This is a genomic window from Pandoraea anhela, assembly GCF_902459655.1.
GTDB lineage: Bacteria > Pseudomonadota > Gammaproteobacteria > Burkholderiales > Burkholderiaceae > Pandoraea > Pandoraea anhela.
This window is the reverse complement of the sequence record NZ_CABPSB010000004.1, coordinates 82,369-98,450: the sequence shown is the minus strand read 5'-3', so window position 1 is coordinate 98,450 and position 16,082 is coordinate 82,369. Positions and strand designations below refer to the sequence as shown.

Below are 16,082 nucleotides of genomic sequence, written 5' to 3'. Positions count from 1 at the left end.
GGGCTATTGCGAATCGAGAGGTAATGAAAGTTGCCTATCTCGACCGGGTAGACGTTACCGGCGGTACAATACGCTGCCGCATTTCCGGGGAAACCTGATGAAGAACACCTTTTTGGATTTTGAACAGCCGATCGCCGAACTCGAAGCGAAGATTGAAGAGTTGCGCTTCGTACAGGACGATTCCGCCGTCGACATTTCCGAAGAGATCGAGCGCCTCTCCAAGAAGAGTCAGCAGCTCACCAAGGACATCTACACGAACCTGTCCCCGTGGCAGGTTTCGCAAATCTCGCGTCACCCGCAGCGTCCTTACACGCTCGACTATGTGCGCGACATCTTTACCGACTTCCACGAGCTTCATGGCGATCGCACCTTCGCGGACGATCACGCTATCGTGGGGGGCATGGCGCGCTTCAACGGTCAGGCCTGTATGGTCATCGGGCACCAGAAGGGTCGCGACACGAAGGAGCGCGCGATGCGCAACTTCGGTATGCCGCGTCCCGAGGGCTATCGCAAGGCCATGCGCCTGATGAAGATGGCCGAGAAGTTCGGCTTGCCGATCTTCACGTTCGTCGACACGCCGGGCGCCTACCCCGGGATCGATGCCGAAGAGCGTGGTCAATCCGAAGCCATCGGGCACAACCTGTATGTGATGGCCGAGTTGAAGACGCCGATCATCACCACCATCATCGGTGAGGGTGGTTCGGGGGGCGCACTGGCCGTGGCGGTTGCCGATACGGTCATGATGTTGCAGTTCTCGACGTACTCGGTGATCTCGCCGGAGGGTTGCGCGTCAATTCTGTGGAAGAGCGCTGCCAAGGCGCCCGAGGCGGCCGAAGCGCTGGGCCTCACGGCACACCGTCTGAAGGCGCTGGGCCTGATCGACAAGATCGTCAACGAGCCGCTGGGCGGTGCGCAGCGCGACCCGCTGGGCATGGCGGGCATGCTCAAGCGCGCGCTGGCCGACTCGCTGCGTCAGTTCCAGGGCATGAGCCACAAGGAACTGCTGGAGCGTCGCTTCGAGCGCCTGATGAGCTATGGCAAGTTCAAGGAAGCCGGCGCGAAGTAACGCGTCTGCCGATGCGTCGTCTCCCGTCGTGGCGATGACGTCGAGTCCGATGTCGCCTGTCGATGTCTCTGCTGCCGCGTTCGCCTCTGCCCGATGCGACGCGGCAGTTGCCCATGTGGACGTCGCGCTGCATCTCGCGTTGACGGCCCATGTCCTGCCGCAGCGAGCTTCTCCTTCATCCCCTGCGCCTCGCCTCGCGCTCGCCCTGAGCGGTGGGCTCGACTCCATGGTGCTGCTCGATGCGCTCGCGCATTGGGTGCAGACGCGCCGCGAGTCCAGCGAGTCCAGCGAGTCCGATGAGGCGATCGGCGTCGTCACGCCGCCGCTGGCCATCCACATCCATCACGGACTCTGCGCGCACGCTGACGAGTGGCTTGTCGTGTGCGAGCGTGAAGCGCGTTTGCGCGGGTTCGTCTTCGAAGCACAGCGCGTGAGCGTGTCGCGCGACGCCCGACAAGGGATCGAAGGGGCGGCGCGGGCGGCGCGGTATGCGGCGCTGGCGTCGAGTTGCCGAACGCATGGCGTCGACTGGTTGCTCAGCGCGCATCATGCGAACGATCAGGCGGAAACGGTGCTGTTGCAGATGTTGCGAGGGGCAGGGCTGCCCGGCGTAGCGGCGATGGCGGTCGCGGGTGAACCCCCCGGAAGCGGTCGGCAGACGCATCGTGTGCGGTTGCTGCGCCCTTTACTCGATGTCTCGCGCGACACGATGCGCGCGTATGCCGAGGCGCGTTCGCTGAAATGGGTCGAGGACCCGTCGAACGAAGATCGGCATTATTTGCGCAATGCGTTGCGTCACGATGTGATGCCGGCGATAGCCTCGCACGTGCCGGCGTATCGGGAGACGTTGGCGAGGTTTGCGCGGCACGCAGCACAGGCGCAGGCGTTGCTCGACCAACTCGCGCAGCTCGACTTCGACATGGCGCGGGTCGCGGGAACCGGTGACGCCGATGGCGATGAGCGATTGCAGCGCAGCCGGGTGCAGGCATTGGACGCGCCACGTCTGGCGAATCTGCTGCGGTACTGGGCGTCGCGTCGCGGCTTGATGATGCCGCCGGAGGCGCGGCTCGACGAGTGGGTCCGGCAGATTCGCGATGCGCAGCCTGAGGCGTCGGTCGAGTTGCCGCACGGCCCCGCAGTCCTGCGTTTGTATCGCGACGAATTGCAGTGGACGGCGGTGTACGACATCGCCGATCCGCACGACATTGCCGACGACGCCGTATTGCGATGGTCGGGCCAGCGCGAGTGGCTCTTGCCGCAATGGAAGGGATGTGTCGTTTTCACGCCGGTCGTCGAGGGCGAGCCAACCGACGGGAGTGTGGATGAGCGCGTATTGCGCGCGAAGCCGCTGATCGCAAAGGCGAGGGCGGGCGGCGAGCGATGGCGGGCGCGAGCCGGAGGGCATTCCCGATCGCTGAAACATTGGTATCAGAGTCGCGGTGTGGCGGCATGGCTGCGCAACGTGCCCATTGTCTGGCAAGACGCGGAAATCGTCTTCGTCCCGCGTTTAGGCGTGGACGGTGGGGCTCAGCGCGTTCAAGGTGGTGCGCGTTGGCGCATGACGTGGCGTGACGACGCATGATCACGCCTGATCGCACCTGATCACGTCTGAGTGAGCCTTGGCCCGCGCAATGCATCGCAGTGGGGCCTTGCCTCCGAGGATCCGCTGCCGCAGACCTCCCCGCATGCCCGCTCATCGGAGCCGCTTCGCACGCCCCCGTTCCATCCCACACGCCCGCTGCGGCTCCTCCACGCCCATGCGCGGTGACGGATTTCCACGCAGCATGGCTGCGAAATAAATCCGGAGCGCACGGCATAATCTGCTGCGACGTGCGGCCTGGGCGGGGCGGAACAGCGCGTTGTGCGTCAAACCGAAGCCGTCGCGATACATTCGTGCGATAATCAAAAGTTCGCGAATCGAAATGTCACCGATACCTGGTCCAGGGTATCCGCGCAGGATTCATAAACGGTTTTAAATCAATGTGTTAGCAATGTTATGGCTCTGATCGTACACAAATACGGCGGCACGTCGATGGGCTCGGTGGAGCGCATCAAGAATGTCGCCAAGCGCGTGGCCAAGTGGCATAAGGCCGGTCACAAGATGGTGGTGGTGCCGTCGGCGATGTCCGGCGAGACCAATCGTCTGCTGGGCCTGGCCAAAGAGATTTCGGCCAATCCGGATCCGCGCGAACTCGACGCCATTGCCGCCACGGGCGAGCAAGTGAGCGTCGGCCTGCTGGCGATTGCCCTCAAAGAGGCAGGCGTCGACGCCGTGAGCTACGCCGGCTGGCAAGTACCGATCAAGACCGACAGCGCTTTCACCAAAGCCCGCATTTCCGAAATCGACGACAAGCGCGTGATGGCCGATCTCGACGCCGGCCGCGTGGTCGTCATCACCGGTTTTCAGGGCATCGATCCGAACGGCAACGTGACCACGCTCGGTCGCGGCGGTTCGGACACGTCGGCGGTCGCTGTCGCCGCGGCGCTCAAGGCCGACGAATGCTTGATCTACACCGACGTCGATGGCGTGTATACGACCGACCCGCGTGTGGTCGACGAAGCGCGCCGTCTCGATAAGGTCACCTTCGAAGAGATGCTGGAAATGGCCAGCCTCGGCTCCAAGGTGCTGCAAATCCGTTCGGTGGAATTCGCCGGCAAGTACCAGGTCAAGACTCGCGTGCTGTCGAGCCTGACCGACCCGATGATCGCGCTCGACGAAGAAGCGCGCTCGGGCACGCTGATTACTTTTGAGGAAGACGAACAAATGGAAAAGGCCATCATCTCGGGTATCGCGTTCCAACGCGACGAGGCCAAGATCACCGTGCGCGGCGTGCCGGACCGTCCGGGCATCGCTTACCAGATCCTCGGTCCCATCGCCGACGCGAACATCGATGTCGACATGATCATCCAGAACCTGAGCGTCGATGGGAAGACGGACTTCACGTTCACCGTGCCGCGCGGCGATTACCAGCGCGCCATGACGCTGCTGCAAAACGACGTGCAGGGCCATATCGGCGCGGCCGAAGTGCTGGGCGACCCGAAGGTCTCGAAGGTCTCGATCGTCGGTGTGGGCATGCGCTCGCACGTCGGTATCGCCAGCAAGGCGTTCCGCACGCTGTCGGAAGAGGGGATCAACATCCAGCTGATCTCCACGTCCGAAATCAAGATCTCCGTGCTGATCGACGAAAAGTACATGGAACTCGCGGTGCGCGCGCTGCACAAGGCATTCGAACTCGACCAGGCGTAAGCCGTCGAACCGGTTCGAGCGTCGTTGAATCGGCGGTCGTTATTCACTGCCGGAAACGGGCCGCATGCGAGTGGCATGCATGCGGCGCGTAGCGGAAAATGCGTGCGCAGATGCGGGAAATTTCCTCTGAACGTGTCGGGCGCATGACACGTACGCAAAAAAAGTTGGGTTTCGATGCGGATAATGTTTGACGGCATCGAGAACAGTAGGTAGTATCACGGCTTCGTTGCATCACCTCCCTGGTGCAACGCAAGTTTGGGAGACGTGGCCGAGAGGTCGAAGGCACTCCCCTGCTAAGGGAGCATCTGGGCCAAAACCTGGATCGAGGGTTCGAATCCCTCCGTCTCCGCCAAAAGCGGTGACAAAGCCCCGCGAGTTCGAGGACTCGCGGGGCTTTTCTTTTTCTGCTACTCGCCTGTTCTTTTGCGGCATCGCTGCGCAGTCGAACGTGAATGAGGTAAAGTAGCACCCCCGTCATCTTTCCGTCGAATTTCGAGCGAGGACAACCATGTCGACTATCACTACCGATTCCGGCCTGCAATACGAAGACCTGCACGTGGGCGATGGCTCAGTCGCTGTCGCGGGCAAGAGTGTCTCCGTTCACTACACTGGCTGGCTTACCGACGGCACGAAATTCGATTCCAGCAAGGATCGCAATCAACCGTTCGACTTCGTTCTCGGCGGCGGCATGGTCATTCGCGGCTGGGATGAAGGCGTTCAGGGCATGAAGGTCGGCGGCAAGCGCAAACTCATTATTCCGGCCGAACTGGGCTATGGGGCACGCGGTGCAGGCGGTGTGATTCCGCCGAACGCCACCCTGGTCTTCGAGGTCGATCTGTTGGAAGTCTGAAGCATCGAGCGCCGCATGTAGTTCACGAAGCGGCACGGTCGAAGCAACAGACACCCCCGGCGCCTCGCAGGCGCCGGGGGTGTTGTCTTTTCGACGTTTCAAATTCATGTGAGCCGGTGTCACGAGCGCCGGTGGTACAAAGGAGCCTTTACGAGGTGTCTCACTCAGCAACGCCTGTTTCAAGATTCTGGTTTCCCTTCTCTCTGGTGCTCTTCGAGTTCGCGGTCTACATCTCGAACGACATGATCATGCCCGGCATGCCGCTGGTCACGCGCGAATTCGGCGCGACCGCCGAGGCAACCACGCTGGCGCTCACCGCCGCCATGCTCGGCAACGCCAGCCTGCAATGGCTGCTCGGTCCACTCGCCGACCGCCTCGGTCGCCGCCGCGTCCTGCTCTCGGGCCTCGCCATGTTCATCGCCGCCTGTCTGGCGGTGCACTACGTGCAGTCGATGCCGCAATTCATTCTCTTGCGTTTCCTGCAAGGCATGGGCTGCTGTTTCGTGCTGACGGTCGGCTATCCGACGGTCCATGAAGCGTTCGAAGAGAAGACTGCCGTGCGTGTCATGGCGCTCATGGCGAACGTTTCGCTGCTCTCACCGCTGTTCGGGCCGCTCGCGGGCGCGGCCGTGGTGTCGTTCTGGCCGTGGCGCAGCATCTTCTGGCTCATCGCCATCGTCGCCGTGTTCTCGTTCGTCGGGCTGTATCGCACGATGCCCGAGCTTTCACGACATGACCGGCACGCATTGAACGCAAGGCAACTCTGGCAGGGCTACAAACTGCCGCTCTCGAGCGCACGCTTCTGGCGCGGGGCAGTGCTCACCGGGCTGGCCGTGACGCCGCTGCTCACCTGGATCGCGCTCGGCCCGGTGTTCCTGATCGAGCGCGCCGGCCTGTCGCAGATGCAGTACGCCATGCTGCAAGTGCCGGTATTCGCGGCGTTGATTCTCGGCAACGTGCTGCTGGCGCGTCAGGTCGGGCGCTGGTCGAACGGCCGGCTGTTAGCGACGGGCGTGGCCGCCATGCTCGTCGGTGCGGCGGTGTCGCTCGTCGGTACGGCGATTTTCGCGCCCGGCTACCCGGCGCTGCTCGTCGGCACAACACTGCACGCGTTCGGCATGGGAATGAGCTACGGCGTGGTGTATCGTCAGTCGCTCTTTGCCGTCGACAGCCCCAATCGGGCGACCGTGGCGGGCATGCTGAGCATGATCACCATCGTGGTTGCCGTGGCCGTGATCGAAGCGATGAAGTTCGCGTATCTGCACTTCGGCGACGCCGCACTCGGTATCGGGGCGATGCTCGCCGCAGCGCTGGTTGCGGTACTCGCGGCGAACTTCGTGCCGCCGCCCGCGCAGGATGCGATGGCGCAGCCCGGGCGACGGTCTTAGGTCGATCGTTCGACCCTTCATGCGCGAGGGGTCAGCCGTGCGCGCGCTCGTCGGTGACGGGTTCGGCGCGTGCGAGCGTCGGGCTGTTGGGGGCCGCCGCATGGCTCGGCGCGGCCGGCATGGCGGACGTCGTCGAGGTCGCAGCCGCGGGCGTCGCATAGTAATCGCGCTCCCACTTCTCGTGATTCGCCTTGGCCTGCTGCAATTCGGGCGTGAGCGGCGCAAATGCGAGCAGCAACTTGTTGAGCCAGGAGACAGGCGCCTTGCACGGACGTTCGAAATCGACGAACAGCACCACGCGGGTCTCGTCCGTATCGTTGTGCACCTGATGTTCGTAGGCGTCGTCGAAGATCACCGCGCGATTGGCCTGCCAGACGTACCGCTGGCCGTCGATCTCGATCCAGCACTTCTCGCGCTCGCGCGGCACCTTCAGCGCGAGATGCAGGCGCAGCACACCGTTGTAGGGGCCGCGATGCAGCGGAATCTTTTTGCCGGGAGAGAGAATCGAGAAAAACGCCGTGCGCAGTCCGGGGATGTCGTCCAGTGCCTTGGCGGTTGCCGGACAGCGGGCGAGATTGCGTTGCGCGCGCATGCCATAGCCGAGGAAGACGAAAGTCTGCCACTGATGGTCCTGTGTGATGGTGGCGACGTCGGGCGAGATCTCGTGGAACGCCGGGAGGCGGCCGGGGTTCGCAAGGACCGCTTCGAGTTCCCTGGCAATGGCCGGCGCCTGTGCCTCGATGGCTTCGACCCAGGGGAACTGAGCGTTGTCGAAGATCGGCTTGTCGCCTACGAGTGAATGACGGGCAATGCTGCGTTGCGCCGCTTCCACACACTGAAAGAAAAACTTGGCGAGCCAGCGGGGCAGGGTACGGTTAGGGTTCTGCACGGGCGATCGTGTAGCACGCAACGTCGGCCTCCAGGGCGGGAATGGGGGAACCGGGCCGGCGCGGATGTGTCTTTCAGTGCGGTGAACGCCGGGCTTTTGGGTACAATTGTCGCGCGGTCCGGCCGCGCCGCCAAGTCTCATGCGGAAAATGTGCGTGAGAGACGGGTTACAAGATGTTTCGCACGGATCGAAGGGGTGGGGCTGGATGCGTCCGGACCCCGAGCAGGCTGGCGCTCGCCGACCAACACAGGAGACGCATGAACGCGCGCACATCACGGCATCCACACACGGCACGGGGCTCGCTCCGCAGTTTCGTGACCTCGCTGACGTCGTTGGCCATCCCGACGCCGCGCGCCGATCTTGCCGTGTTATCCGTACGAGTCGTACGTGTTGTGCGCCTGGGCTTTCGCCGCATCTCGCGAGTGCTGACGATGGCCGGTGCGCTCCCCATCGCCACGCTGCTGGCCGGCGGATGGCTCGCGACGCCGACGGCGCAGGCCAAATACGCCATCGCCCAATACGGCGAGCCGAAGTATCCGCAGGGGTTCAAGCACTTCGATTACGTCAATCCCGACGCGCCTCGCGGCGGCACGCTGACGCTCGCGAACCCCGATCGCCGCACCAGCTTCGATAAGTTCAATCCGTTCACGCTCAGAGGCACGTCTGCACCGGGGGTGTCCGGGCTCATGTTCGAGAGCCTCGGCATCGGTAGCGCCGACGAGCCGGCGACCGTCTACGGGCTGCTGGCCGACGACATCGATGTCGCCCCCGACGGGGCTTCGGTCACGTTCCACATCAATCCGGCGGCGCGCTTCAATAATGGCGATCCGGTCACGGCGCAGGATGTCAAATACTCGTTCGATACGCTCATGAGCCCGCAGTCGTCGCCTGGCTACAAGGTGATGCTGGCCGACGTGAAGGGGGTGACGGTGCTCGATAGGTCGCATGTGCGTTTCGATTTTCGGCGCGTGAGCCCCGACCTGCCGCTGCTCGTGGCCTCGGTGCCCGTGTTTTCGCCCAAGTGGGGCGTGGGGGCGGACGGCAAGCGTAAAGCGTTCGATGCGCTGACGTTCGAGACACCTGTGGCGAGCGGCCCCTACCAGATCGAGTCGTACGACGGCGGGCGGCGCATCACGTTCCGGCGCGACCCGAAGTACTGGGGCAGCGACCTGCCGGTGCGACGCGGCACGTACAATTTCGAGCGCATCGTCTACAAGCTGTATTCCGACGACATCGTGCGGCTCGAAGGCTTCAAGGCGGGCGAGTTCGACGCCATTACCGAATACCGCGCCCGCAGTTGGGTGCGCAGCTATGTCGGCAAACGCTTCAAGGACGGCGAGCTGGTCAAGCGCGAGTTAGCGCATCACAACGCAGCCGGCATGCAGGGCTTTATTCTGAATACGCGTCGCGATCTGTTCCGCGATGTGCGCGTGCGCAAGGCGTTGGACCTGGCGCTCGACTACCAGTGGCTCAATCGCCAACTGTTCTACAACCAGTACCAGCGCATCTACAGCTACTTCACCAACAGTGATCTGGCCGCGCGCGGCATGCCGGGCGAAGCGGAACTCAAGCTGCTCGAACCGCTGCGCAAGAAGCTCGACCCGGCCGTGTTCGGACCGATGGTGGTGCAGCCGACCACGACGCCGCCCGCCAGCCTGCGCGATAACCTGCGTGAGGCCCGCGAGTTGCTCGCGCAGGCCGGGTGGACGTATCGCGACGGCGCACTGCGTAATGCGAAAGGTGAGCCGTTCGTCTTCGAGTTCCTCGACGACGGCGGGGCGATGGGGCCGGTGGCGTCGGCCTACGCGCGAAATCTCGCCAAGCTCGGCATCACGCTCAATTTACGTACGAGCGATTTCGCGCTATATCAGAAGCGTCTCGAGACGTTCGATTTCGACATGATTTCGCTGCGCTATCCCGACTCGCAGATTCCCGGCACCGAACTACTCGACCGTTTCGGCAGCCAGTCGGCGAACGTCGACGGCTCGGACAACGTAATCGGCCTGAAGGATCCGGCGGTCGACGCGCTCCTCGGGAAACTGGTGCGCGCGCAAACCTACGAGGATCTCGTGGCCGCCGCCCGTGCGCTCGATCGTGTGCTCATGAATGGCTACTACATCGTGCCGCACTGGTTCTCGTCGACGCATCGCATGGCGTACAAGCGGAATCTGCGTTACCCCGAAAAGTTGCCGCTGTACTTCACTGCGGAAGGCTGGCTGGTCTCGATGTGGTGGGATTCGCGCTCGGGTCGCGCGAACGATGCGCAGAGCGCCGTGGCCGCCCCGACTGGAGTCGATCGTTAATCATGTGGTCCTACATTCTCAAACGGTTGCTGATCATGATCCCGACACTGCTCGGCGTGATCACGCTGACCTTCGCGGTCATCCAGTTCGTGCCCGGCGGTCCGGTCGAGCAAGTGATGCTCGAACTCAAGGGGCGCGGCGGCGGCGGTGAGGCCAGCGGTGGCGGGGGCGGGAGCGACTACCGCGGACGTCGCGGCATCGACGCCCAGCAACTCGCCCAGATCAAGGCGCTCTACGGCTTCGACAAGACACCGATGGAGCGTTACTGGCTGATGCTCAAGCGCTTTGTGCGCTTCGACCTCGGGCAAAGCTATTTCCATCATCAAAGCGTGTGGTCGCTGATTGTTTCGAAGCTGCCGGTGTCGATTTCGCTGGGGCTGTGGACGTTCTTCCTCACGTATCTGATATCGGTGCCGTTGGGCATCGCCAAGGCGGTGCGCAACGGCTCGCGCTTCGATACGCTCACCAGTCTGGTGGTGCTCGTAGGCTATGCCATCCCGGGCTTCGTGCTCGGCGTGCTGCTGCTGGTTCTGTTCGGCGGCGGTACGTTCTGGCAGTTGTTCCCGCTGCGCGAACTCGTGTCGGATAACTGGAGCGAATTGTCGTGGCCGGCCAAGATTACCGACTATCTGTGGCACATCACATTGCCGGTGACGGCGTCGGTGGTCGGTAGTTTCGCCGTCATCACCATGCTGACGAAGAACGCGTTTCTCGACGAGATCCGTCGCCAGTACGTGCTCACGGCCCGCGCGAAGGGACTTTCCGAGCGCAAGGTGCTGTTCAAGCACGTGTTCCGCAATGCGCTGATCCCGCTCATCACCGGCTTTCCGGCGGCGTTCATCGGCGCGTTCTTCGCGGGCAGTCTGCTGATCGAGACGCTGTTCTCGCTCGATGGTCTGGGGCGCCTGTCGTACGAATCGGTGCAGCGTCGCGACTATCCGGTCGTGCTCGGTTCGCTGTATCTGTTCACGCTCATCGGACTCGTGACCAAACTCATCTCCGACCTTTGCTACGTACTGGTCGACCCGCGTATTCAATTCGATCGAGTGGAGCACTGACGTGACCCGATCCGCCACGCCATCGCCACGCCCGTCCTCGTCTTCATCCTCGTCGGCCTCCTCGTCGGCCTCCTCGTCCTTGCGGTTCGCGTCGCCCGCGCGCTCGCCGCGCTGGCGCGTCTGGCGGCGCTTTCGCAGCCACCGGCTGGGTTACTGGAGCCTGATCGCGTTCGTGGTGTTGTTCGCGATCAGCCTCTTTGCCGAAGTCATCGCGAACGACAAGCCGTGGGTGGTGCGCTACGAGGGGCAATGGTATTTCCCGCTCGTGAAGACCTATCCGGAATCGACCTTCGGCGGCGACTTCCCGACGCCGACCGACTATCTGGACCCGTTCATCGAAGATCGCATCCGTGGGGGCGATAATTTCGCGATCTATCCGCCGGTGCGCTACAGCTACGCCACCATCAACTACTTCGCGAAGGTGCCGAATCCGGCGCAGCCCTCATCGGAAAACTGGCTGGGAACGGATGATCGCGGCCGGGACGTCTTCGCGCGATTGCTCTACGGCTTCCGCCTGTCGGTGATCTTCGCGCTGGCGCTTACGGTCTCCGGCACGCTGCTCGGCGTGCTCGCGGGGGCGGTGCAGGGCTTCTACGGCGGGCGTATCGATCTGACGCTGCAACGTCTCATCGAAATCTGGGGATCGTTGCCGGAGCTGTATCTGCTGATTATCTTTGCGTCGATCTTCGAGCCGCATCTGTGGCTGCTCTTCGTGCTGCTCTCGCTGTTCGGCTGGATCGGGTTGTCCGACTACGTGCGCGCCGAGTTTTTGCGCAATCGTCAATTGGATTACGTGCGCGCGGCGCGCGCGATGGGCCTGTCGAACTGGCAGATCATTCGTCGGCATGTGCTGCCCAACAGCATGACGCCGGTCATCACCTTCCTGCCGTTTCGCATGAGCGGCGCGATTCTGGCGCTCACGAGTCTGGACTTTCTCGGGCTCGGTGTGCCGCCGCCCACGCCGAGTCTCGGCGAACTCCTCAATCAGGGCAAGGCGAACCTCGATGCGTGGTGGATTTCGCTCGCCACCTTCGTCGTGCTCGTCGTCACGCTGTTGTTGCTGACCTTTATGGGAGACGCCTTGCGCAATGCGCTCGATACGCGTGTCGCGGATAAGCAGGCTGCGGCCGGGGGGGCGATGTGAGCGCGCCGGCATCCCTGTTGCTCAGTATCGAGAATCTTTCGGTGCGCTTCGGCGACACCGAAGCGGTAAAAAACGTCAGCCTCGCCATCGAGCGCGGCGAGCGGGTCGCGCTGGTTGGCGAGTCCGGGTCGGGCAAGAGCGTGACGGCGCTCGCGATCCTGCGCTTGTTGCAGGACGCGGAGATTCACGGTCGGATCATGCTCGACGGCACGGATCTGGCGGCGGTCAGCGAGCGCGAGATGCGTGGGCTGCGCGGTAACGACATCGCCATGATCTTTCAGGAGCCGATGACGGCGCTCAATCCGCTGTATCCGATCGGCGAGCAGATTGCCGAAGCGCTGGCGCTGCACGAAGGGCTGTCTAAAAAAGACGCGAAGGCGCGGGCCGTCGAATTGCTGCGACGCACCGGCATTCCCGAGCCGGAGCGTCGCGTGTCGCACTTCCCGCACGAGTTGTCGGGCGGCCAGCGTCAACGCGCCATGATCGCCATGGCGCTCGCCTGCCGCCCCAAGCTGTTGCTGGCGGACGAGCCGACGACTGCGCTCGATGTCACCATTCGCGCACAGATTATCGAACTGCTGCTGGAGTTGCAGCGCGACGCGGCGGAAAAACGCGGCATGGCGGTGCTGCTCATCACCCACGACCTGAACCTCGTGCGACGGTTTGCGCAACGCGTGGCGGTGATGGAGAAAGGCGTGCTCGTGGAGTGCGCAGAGACGGAGACGCTGTTCACGAATCCGCAGCATCCGTACACGCGCAAGCTGATCGACAGCCGGCCGCAGCGCGAGATTCATCCGGTGCTGCCGATTGCGCCGGTGTTGCTCGAAGGGCGTGGCGTGACGGTGGACTATGCGACCGCGCAGCCCGGGATTCGCGGCTGGTTCCGGCGCGGGCGGTTTCGGGCGGTGCATCCGGTCGACCTGTCGCTGCGCCAGGGCGAGACGCTTGGGGTCGTGGGCGAATCGGGGTCCGGCAAGACAACGCTCGCGATGGCCATGCTCGGCCTGCAGCGCGCCAGCGCCGGGCAGATCGAGTTTCAGGGCGAGCCGCTCACGTCGTATCGCGGTGCGGCACAGCGCACATTGCGCTCACGCATGCAGATCGTGTTTCAGGACCCGTTCGGCTCGCTGTCGCCCCGTATGACCATCGAGGAGATCGTGGGCGAGGGGCTGGCGCTGCATCGTCCGCAACTGAGCGAGGACGACCGGCGCAAACGCGTGGCCGAGGTGCTGCGCGAGGTCGGGATCGACGCGCGCGCCATGTCGCGCTATCCCCACGAGTTCTCCGGCGGTCAGCGGCAACGGATTGCGATTGCGCGCGCACTGGTCGTCGATCCGCAGATCCTCGTGCTCGATGAGCCCACCAGTGCGCTTGACGTGTCGATCCAGCAGCAGGTGCTCCATCTGCTGGCCCAATTGCAGATCAAGTACAACCTGAGTTACCTCTTTATCAGCCACGACCTGGCCGTCATGCGCGCCATGGCGCACCGGGTTCTCGTGTTCAAGGACGGTCATCTGGTGGAGCAGGGCGATACGGAATCGGTATTTTTTGATCCGCAAAACGATTACACCCGCGAACTGATCGCGGCCGCCATGCTGTAGGTCCGTGACATCCCAGTGAAACGTCACATAACGTCGCGGAACCTCGTCTAAATCGCAAAGGCTTGATTGTTAATGAAAATTTTCCGATTGTACTGATTGTTTTTTTCTATTACCTTTTGACATCATGTGACGTTCACATTACTATCGCGTACCAATTAAGTTGATTATTCAACGAGTTAACGATCAGGCGACGGACATGCTCCGAAGTCGGTTCAGATATCAAGTTCGGCGGTGGGTCTGCCGGGCGTGACTCGAAGGATTCAACACGGCAGCATCCTGTTGCACCTGACGAGCTACTCATCGGCCATCCGACTCAACCAACCCGGCGACCAATGCAGACGAAACCTCCGCGCACCCGCAAGACTCTCCTTCTCGCGTTCACTGCCGCTGGCCTCGTTACCGCCTCGTTGACGGCGAAGGCTGACGACTACAACAACGGCCCGACCGCCGCCGCGCGCGCCGCCGCGCGCGCCGCCGCCGCGGCCATTCAGGCCGGCAACGCTTCCCAGAACACCGCCAACACCGCATCGGTGAGCGCCGACGCCGCCCAGCCGGTCGTCGAAGAGTCGCGCGTGCAACGTGCGCAGAAGCTGCTCTCGAATGTGACGGACAAGGCGTCGGACGTCGTGCTTGGCGCGCTGAATTACATCGGCGTTCGTTACAAGTACGGCGGTAATACGCCCGACAGCGGTCTGGATTGCAGCGGTTTCGTGCGCTATGTGTTCCAGGACACGCTCAATTTCATGCTCCCGCGCCGCTCGGAAGAAATGAGCCAGGTGGGGGAGCGCATCGCCAAGACCGATCTGAAGCCGGGCGATCTGGTGTTCTTCAACACCATGCGCCGTAGCTTCTCGCACGTCGGTATCTATATTGGCGGCGACAAGTTCGTGCATGCGCCAGCCACCGGCGGCAAGATTCGCGTGGAAGACCTGCGCGAGTCGTACTGGTCGGCGCGCTACAACGGCGCGCGCCGTGTCGAGACCCTCAAGGCCAGCGCGGAACTCACGCGCGTCGAGCAACTCTTCAAGAACGATCATCCGATGTAAGTCGCCGAAGCGCGCTACGTTTGCGGGCTTCCGTGCCAATAAAAATGCCGCCCCATGGGCGGCATTTTTTTATGGATGCGACGCAGGCCGTGAGAGCATGGCCGCCGGTGATCGTCGATAGCGGCTGCGCTGGCTACCGGCGATGTGCCCAGCAGCGCGCTGGCCTGTTCGTCATGGGGCGGTGCGCCGTGCGGTGCGGCCGGTCGGTCCGTTGCGAGACGTTACCGGGCGGCCTGCGGTACACCCCGTGCCGCTTCCGATTGCGCTTCCGCGAGCTTTCGCTGAATCTCCGGCCACATTTTGGCCACGGCTTCCTCGCCCGCCAGAATCGCGCGGTTACGGCCCTGGAAGTCCGACGCCCCCATTTTTGCCAGCGACGGGCGAATGACGATGTCGGCGTTCTTCTCCAACTCGTACTGCTTGATCGACTGCCCCATGATCGTGAACGTCTGCATGAGGATGTCGAACTGACCTTGCGTGGCTTGCACCGTCGGATTGGCGGAGATGTCGACCGCGATCACGAAGTCTGCACCCATCTGCCTTGCGTATTCGGCGGGCACCGGGGCGACAAGGCCGCCATCGACGTAATCGCGATTGCCGATGTGCACGGGCTCGAACACGCCCGGCACGCTGCTCGACGCGCGCACGGCCTGCCCGGTATTGCCGCGACGGAACAGAATCGGCGCCCCGCTTTGCAGATCGGTGGCAACGATGCCCAACTGGCGCGGCATCTGCTCGATCGTGCGGTCCTTGAGCACCTTGTTGACGTACGACTGGAGCGCCTCGCCGCGTAGCATGCCACGCGAGCGGAACGGCATCGTCCAGTCGCTGATGGACGCCTCGTCCATCGTCGACGCCAGGCGGTTCAGTTGGAAGCCGTCCAGACCCGAGGCGTACATCGCGCCCACGACGCTGCCCGCGCTGGTGCCCACCACAATGTCCGCGTGTATACCACGTGCTTCGAGCGCCTTGATCACACCCACATGCGCGAAGCCGCGGGCGGCGCCGCCACCGAGGGCGAGCCCGATTTTGAGCGGGCGAATGACCCTGGGCGGCGTGACGGGGGTGGCCGACGCGGCGGGGCCGGTGGGCGTTTGCGCTACGGGCGGTTGGGCGGTGGTCGGCGTGCCGCTCTGCGAACTCATCGGCGGGGCGCTTGCGCAGCCGGCCAGCACGGCGGCCATCGCGAGGGCAGCGATCGTCGTGCGGGGCGATGCGAGCGAAGGCGTGAGTGTGCGGCGCATGGGGGTAACGAGCGGGGCGACAGGCGGGGCGCCGAACACGGCGGGTGCGTCGGCGGTCGTCGAAGAGACGGCGCGACGCAGGATTTGAATCAACGACAACAAGGGGAAACTCCGGGAAGGCGGGACAAACGCTCGCGGCGCCGCGAATCGCTGGGATCGGACGCCGACGCGCGTCGACGCGCAATTTTACGGCGTTTGGAGCCGGGAAGGCACGGATCAGTTCATTTTTCGAGGGTGTCATCGGTG

12 protein-coding genes and 1 tRNA gene are annotated in these 16,082 nt (G+C 63.4%); 11 read left to right on the top strand and 2 right to left on the bottom strand.

From position 1 onward, the window contains the following. Window positions 1-97 precede the first annotated feature (97 nt). From PAN31108_RS07755 to PAN31108_RS07730, 6 genes are all read left to right on the top strand, one after another. Window positions 98-1,066, top strand: coding sequence for an acetyl-CoA carboxylase carboxyltransferase subunit alpha (locus PAN31108_RS07755; protein WP_150668305.1), 969 nt, complete (start codon window positions 98-100; stop codon window positions 1,064-1,066). After that, window positions 1,035-2,648, top strand: a complete 1,614-nt coding sequence (gene tilS / locus PAN31108_RS07750; protein ID WP_150668304.1) for a tRNA lysidine(34) synthetase TilS — start codon at window positions 1,035-1,037, stop codon at window positions 2,646-2,648. Before PAN31108_RS07755 ends, tilS begins: the two co-directional genes overlap by 32 nt. 414 nt (window positions 2,649-3,062) lie before the next feature. Further along, on the top strand, window positions 3,063-4,313 hold the full coding sequence (locus tag PAN31108_RS07745; protein WP_150668303.1) for an aspartate kinase: 1,251 nt from the start codon (window positions 3,063-3,065) through the stop codon (window positions 4,311-4,313). 258 nt (window positions 4,314-4,571) lie between these two features. Then, window positions 4,572-4,665: transfer RNA gene (locus PAN31108_RS07740), tRNA-Ser, on the top strand. A 156-nt stretch (window positions 4,666-4,821) separates the two neighbouring features. Continuing rightward, entirely contained in the window at window positions 4,822-5,163 is a 342-nt protein-coding gene (locus PAN31108_RS07735; RefSeq protein WP_150668302.1) for an FKBP-type peptidyl-prolyl cis-trans isomerase, read from the top strand. Between the two features lie 155 nt (window positions 5,164-5,318). Next, window positions 5,319-6,551 carry an MFS transporter gene (locus tag PAN31108_RS07730; RefSeq protein ID WP_150668301.1) on the top strand — a complete coding sequence of 411 codons (1,233 nt, stop codon included), beginning with the start codon at window positions 5,319-5,321 and terminating at the stop codon, window positions 6,549-6,551. A 31-nt stretch (window positions 6,552-6,582) separates the two neighbouring features. Here PAN31108_RS07730 and PAN31108_RS07725 read toward each other — a convergent pair whose 3' ends face one another. Continuing rightward, complete coding sequence (locus PAN31108_RS07725) at window positions 6,583-7,440, bottom strand: aspartyl/asparaginyl beta-hydroxylase domain-containing protein (RefSeq protein WP_246183833.1); 858 nt, start codon at window positions 7,438-7,440, stop codon at window positions 6,583-6,585. Window positions 7,441-7,871: 431 nt separating this feature from the next. On the opposite strand from PAN31108_RS07725, the gene PAN31108_RS07720 reads away from it, so the two are divergent. The 5 genes from PAN31108_RS07720 (at window position 7,872) to PAN31108_RS07700 (ending at window position 14,592) form a co-directional block, all read left to right on the top strand. Further along, complete coding sequence (locus PAN31108_RS07720; RefSeq protein WP_150668504.1) at window positions 7,872-9,743, top strand: extracellular solute-binding protein; 1,872 nt, start codon at window positions 7,872-7,874, stop codon at window positions 9,741-9,743. Window positions 9,744-9,745: 2 nt separating this feature from the next. After that, the gene (locus PAN31108_RS07715) at window positions 9,746-10,801 is read left to right on the top strand and encodes a microcin C ABC transporter permease YejB (protein ID WP_150668300.1); all 1,056 of its coding nucleotides are present in this window, start codon (window positions 9,746-9,748) and stop codon (window positions 10,799-10,801) included. Between the two features lie 79 nt (window positions 10,802-10,880). Next, a complete protein-coding gene (locus tag PAN31108_RS07710) occupies window positions 10,881-11,945 on the top strand; it encodes an ABC transporter permease (RefSeq protein WP_150668299.1) in 1,065 nt (354 codons plus the stop codon). Continuing rightward, entirely contained in the window at window positions 11,942-13,546 is a 1,605-nt protein-coding gene (locus PAN31108_RS07705) for an ABC transporter ATP-binding protein (protein WP_150668298.1), read from the top strand. Before PAN31108_RS07710 ends, PAN31108_RS07705 begins: the two co-directional genes overlap by 4 nt. Window positions 13,547-13,878: 332 nt before the next feature. Next, window positions 13,879-14,592: a C40 family peptidase gene (locus PAN31108_RS07700; RefSeq protein ID WP_150668297.1), complete on the top strand. Its 714-nt coding sequence runs from the start codon at window positions 13,879-13,881 to the stop codon at window positions 14,590-14,592. A 221-nt stretch (window positions 14,593-14,813) separates the two neighbouring features. Here the strand turns inward: PAN31108_RS07700 and PAN31108_RS07695 are convergent, their stop codons facing one another. Then, complete coding sequence (locus PAN31108_RS07695) at window positions 14,814-15,836, bottom strand: patatin-like phospholipase family protein (RefSeq protein WP_370819597.1); 1,023 nt, start codon at window positions 15,834-15,836, stop codon at window positions 14,814-14,816. Window positions 15,837-16,082 lie beyond the last annotated feature (246 nt).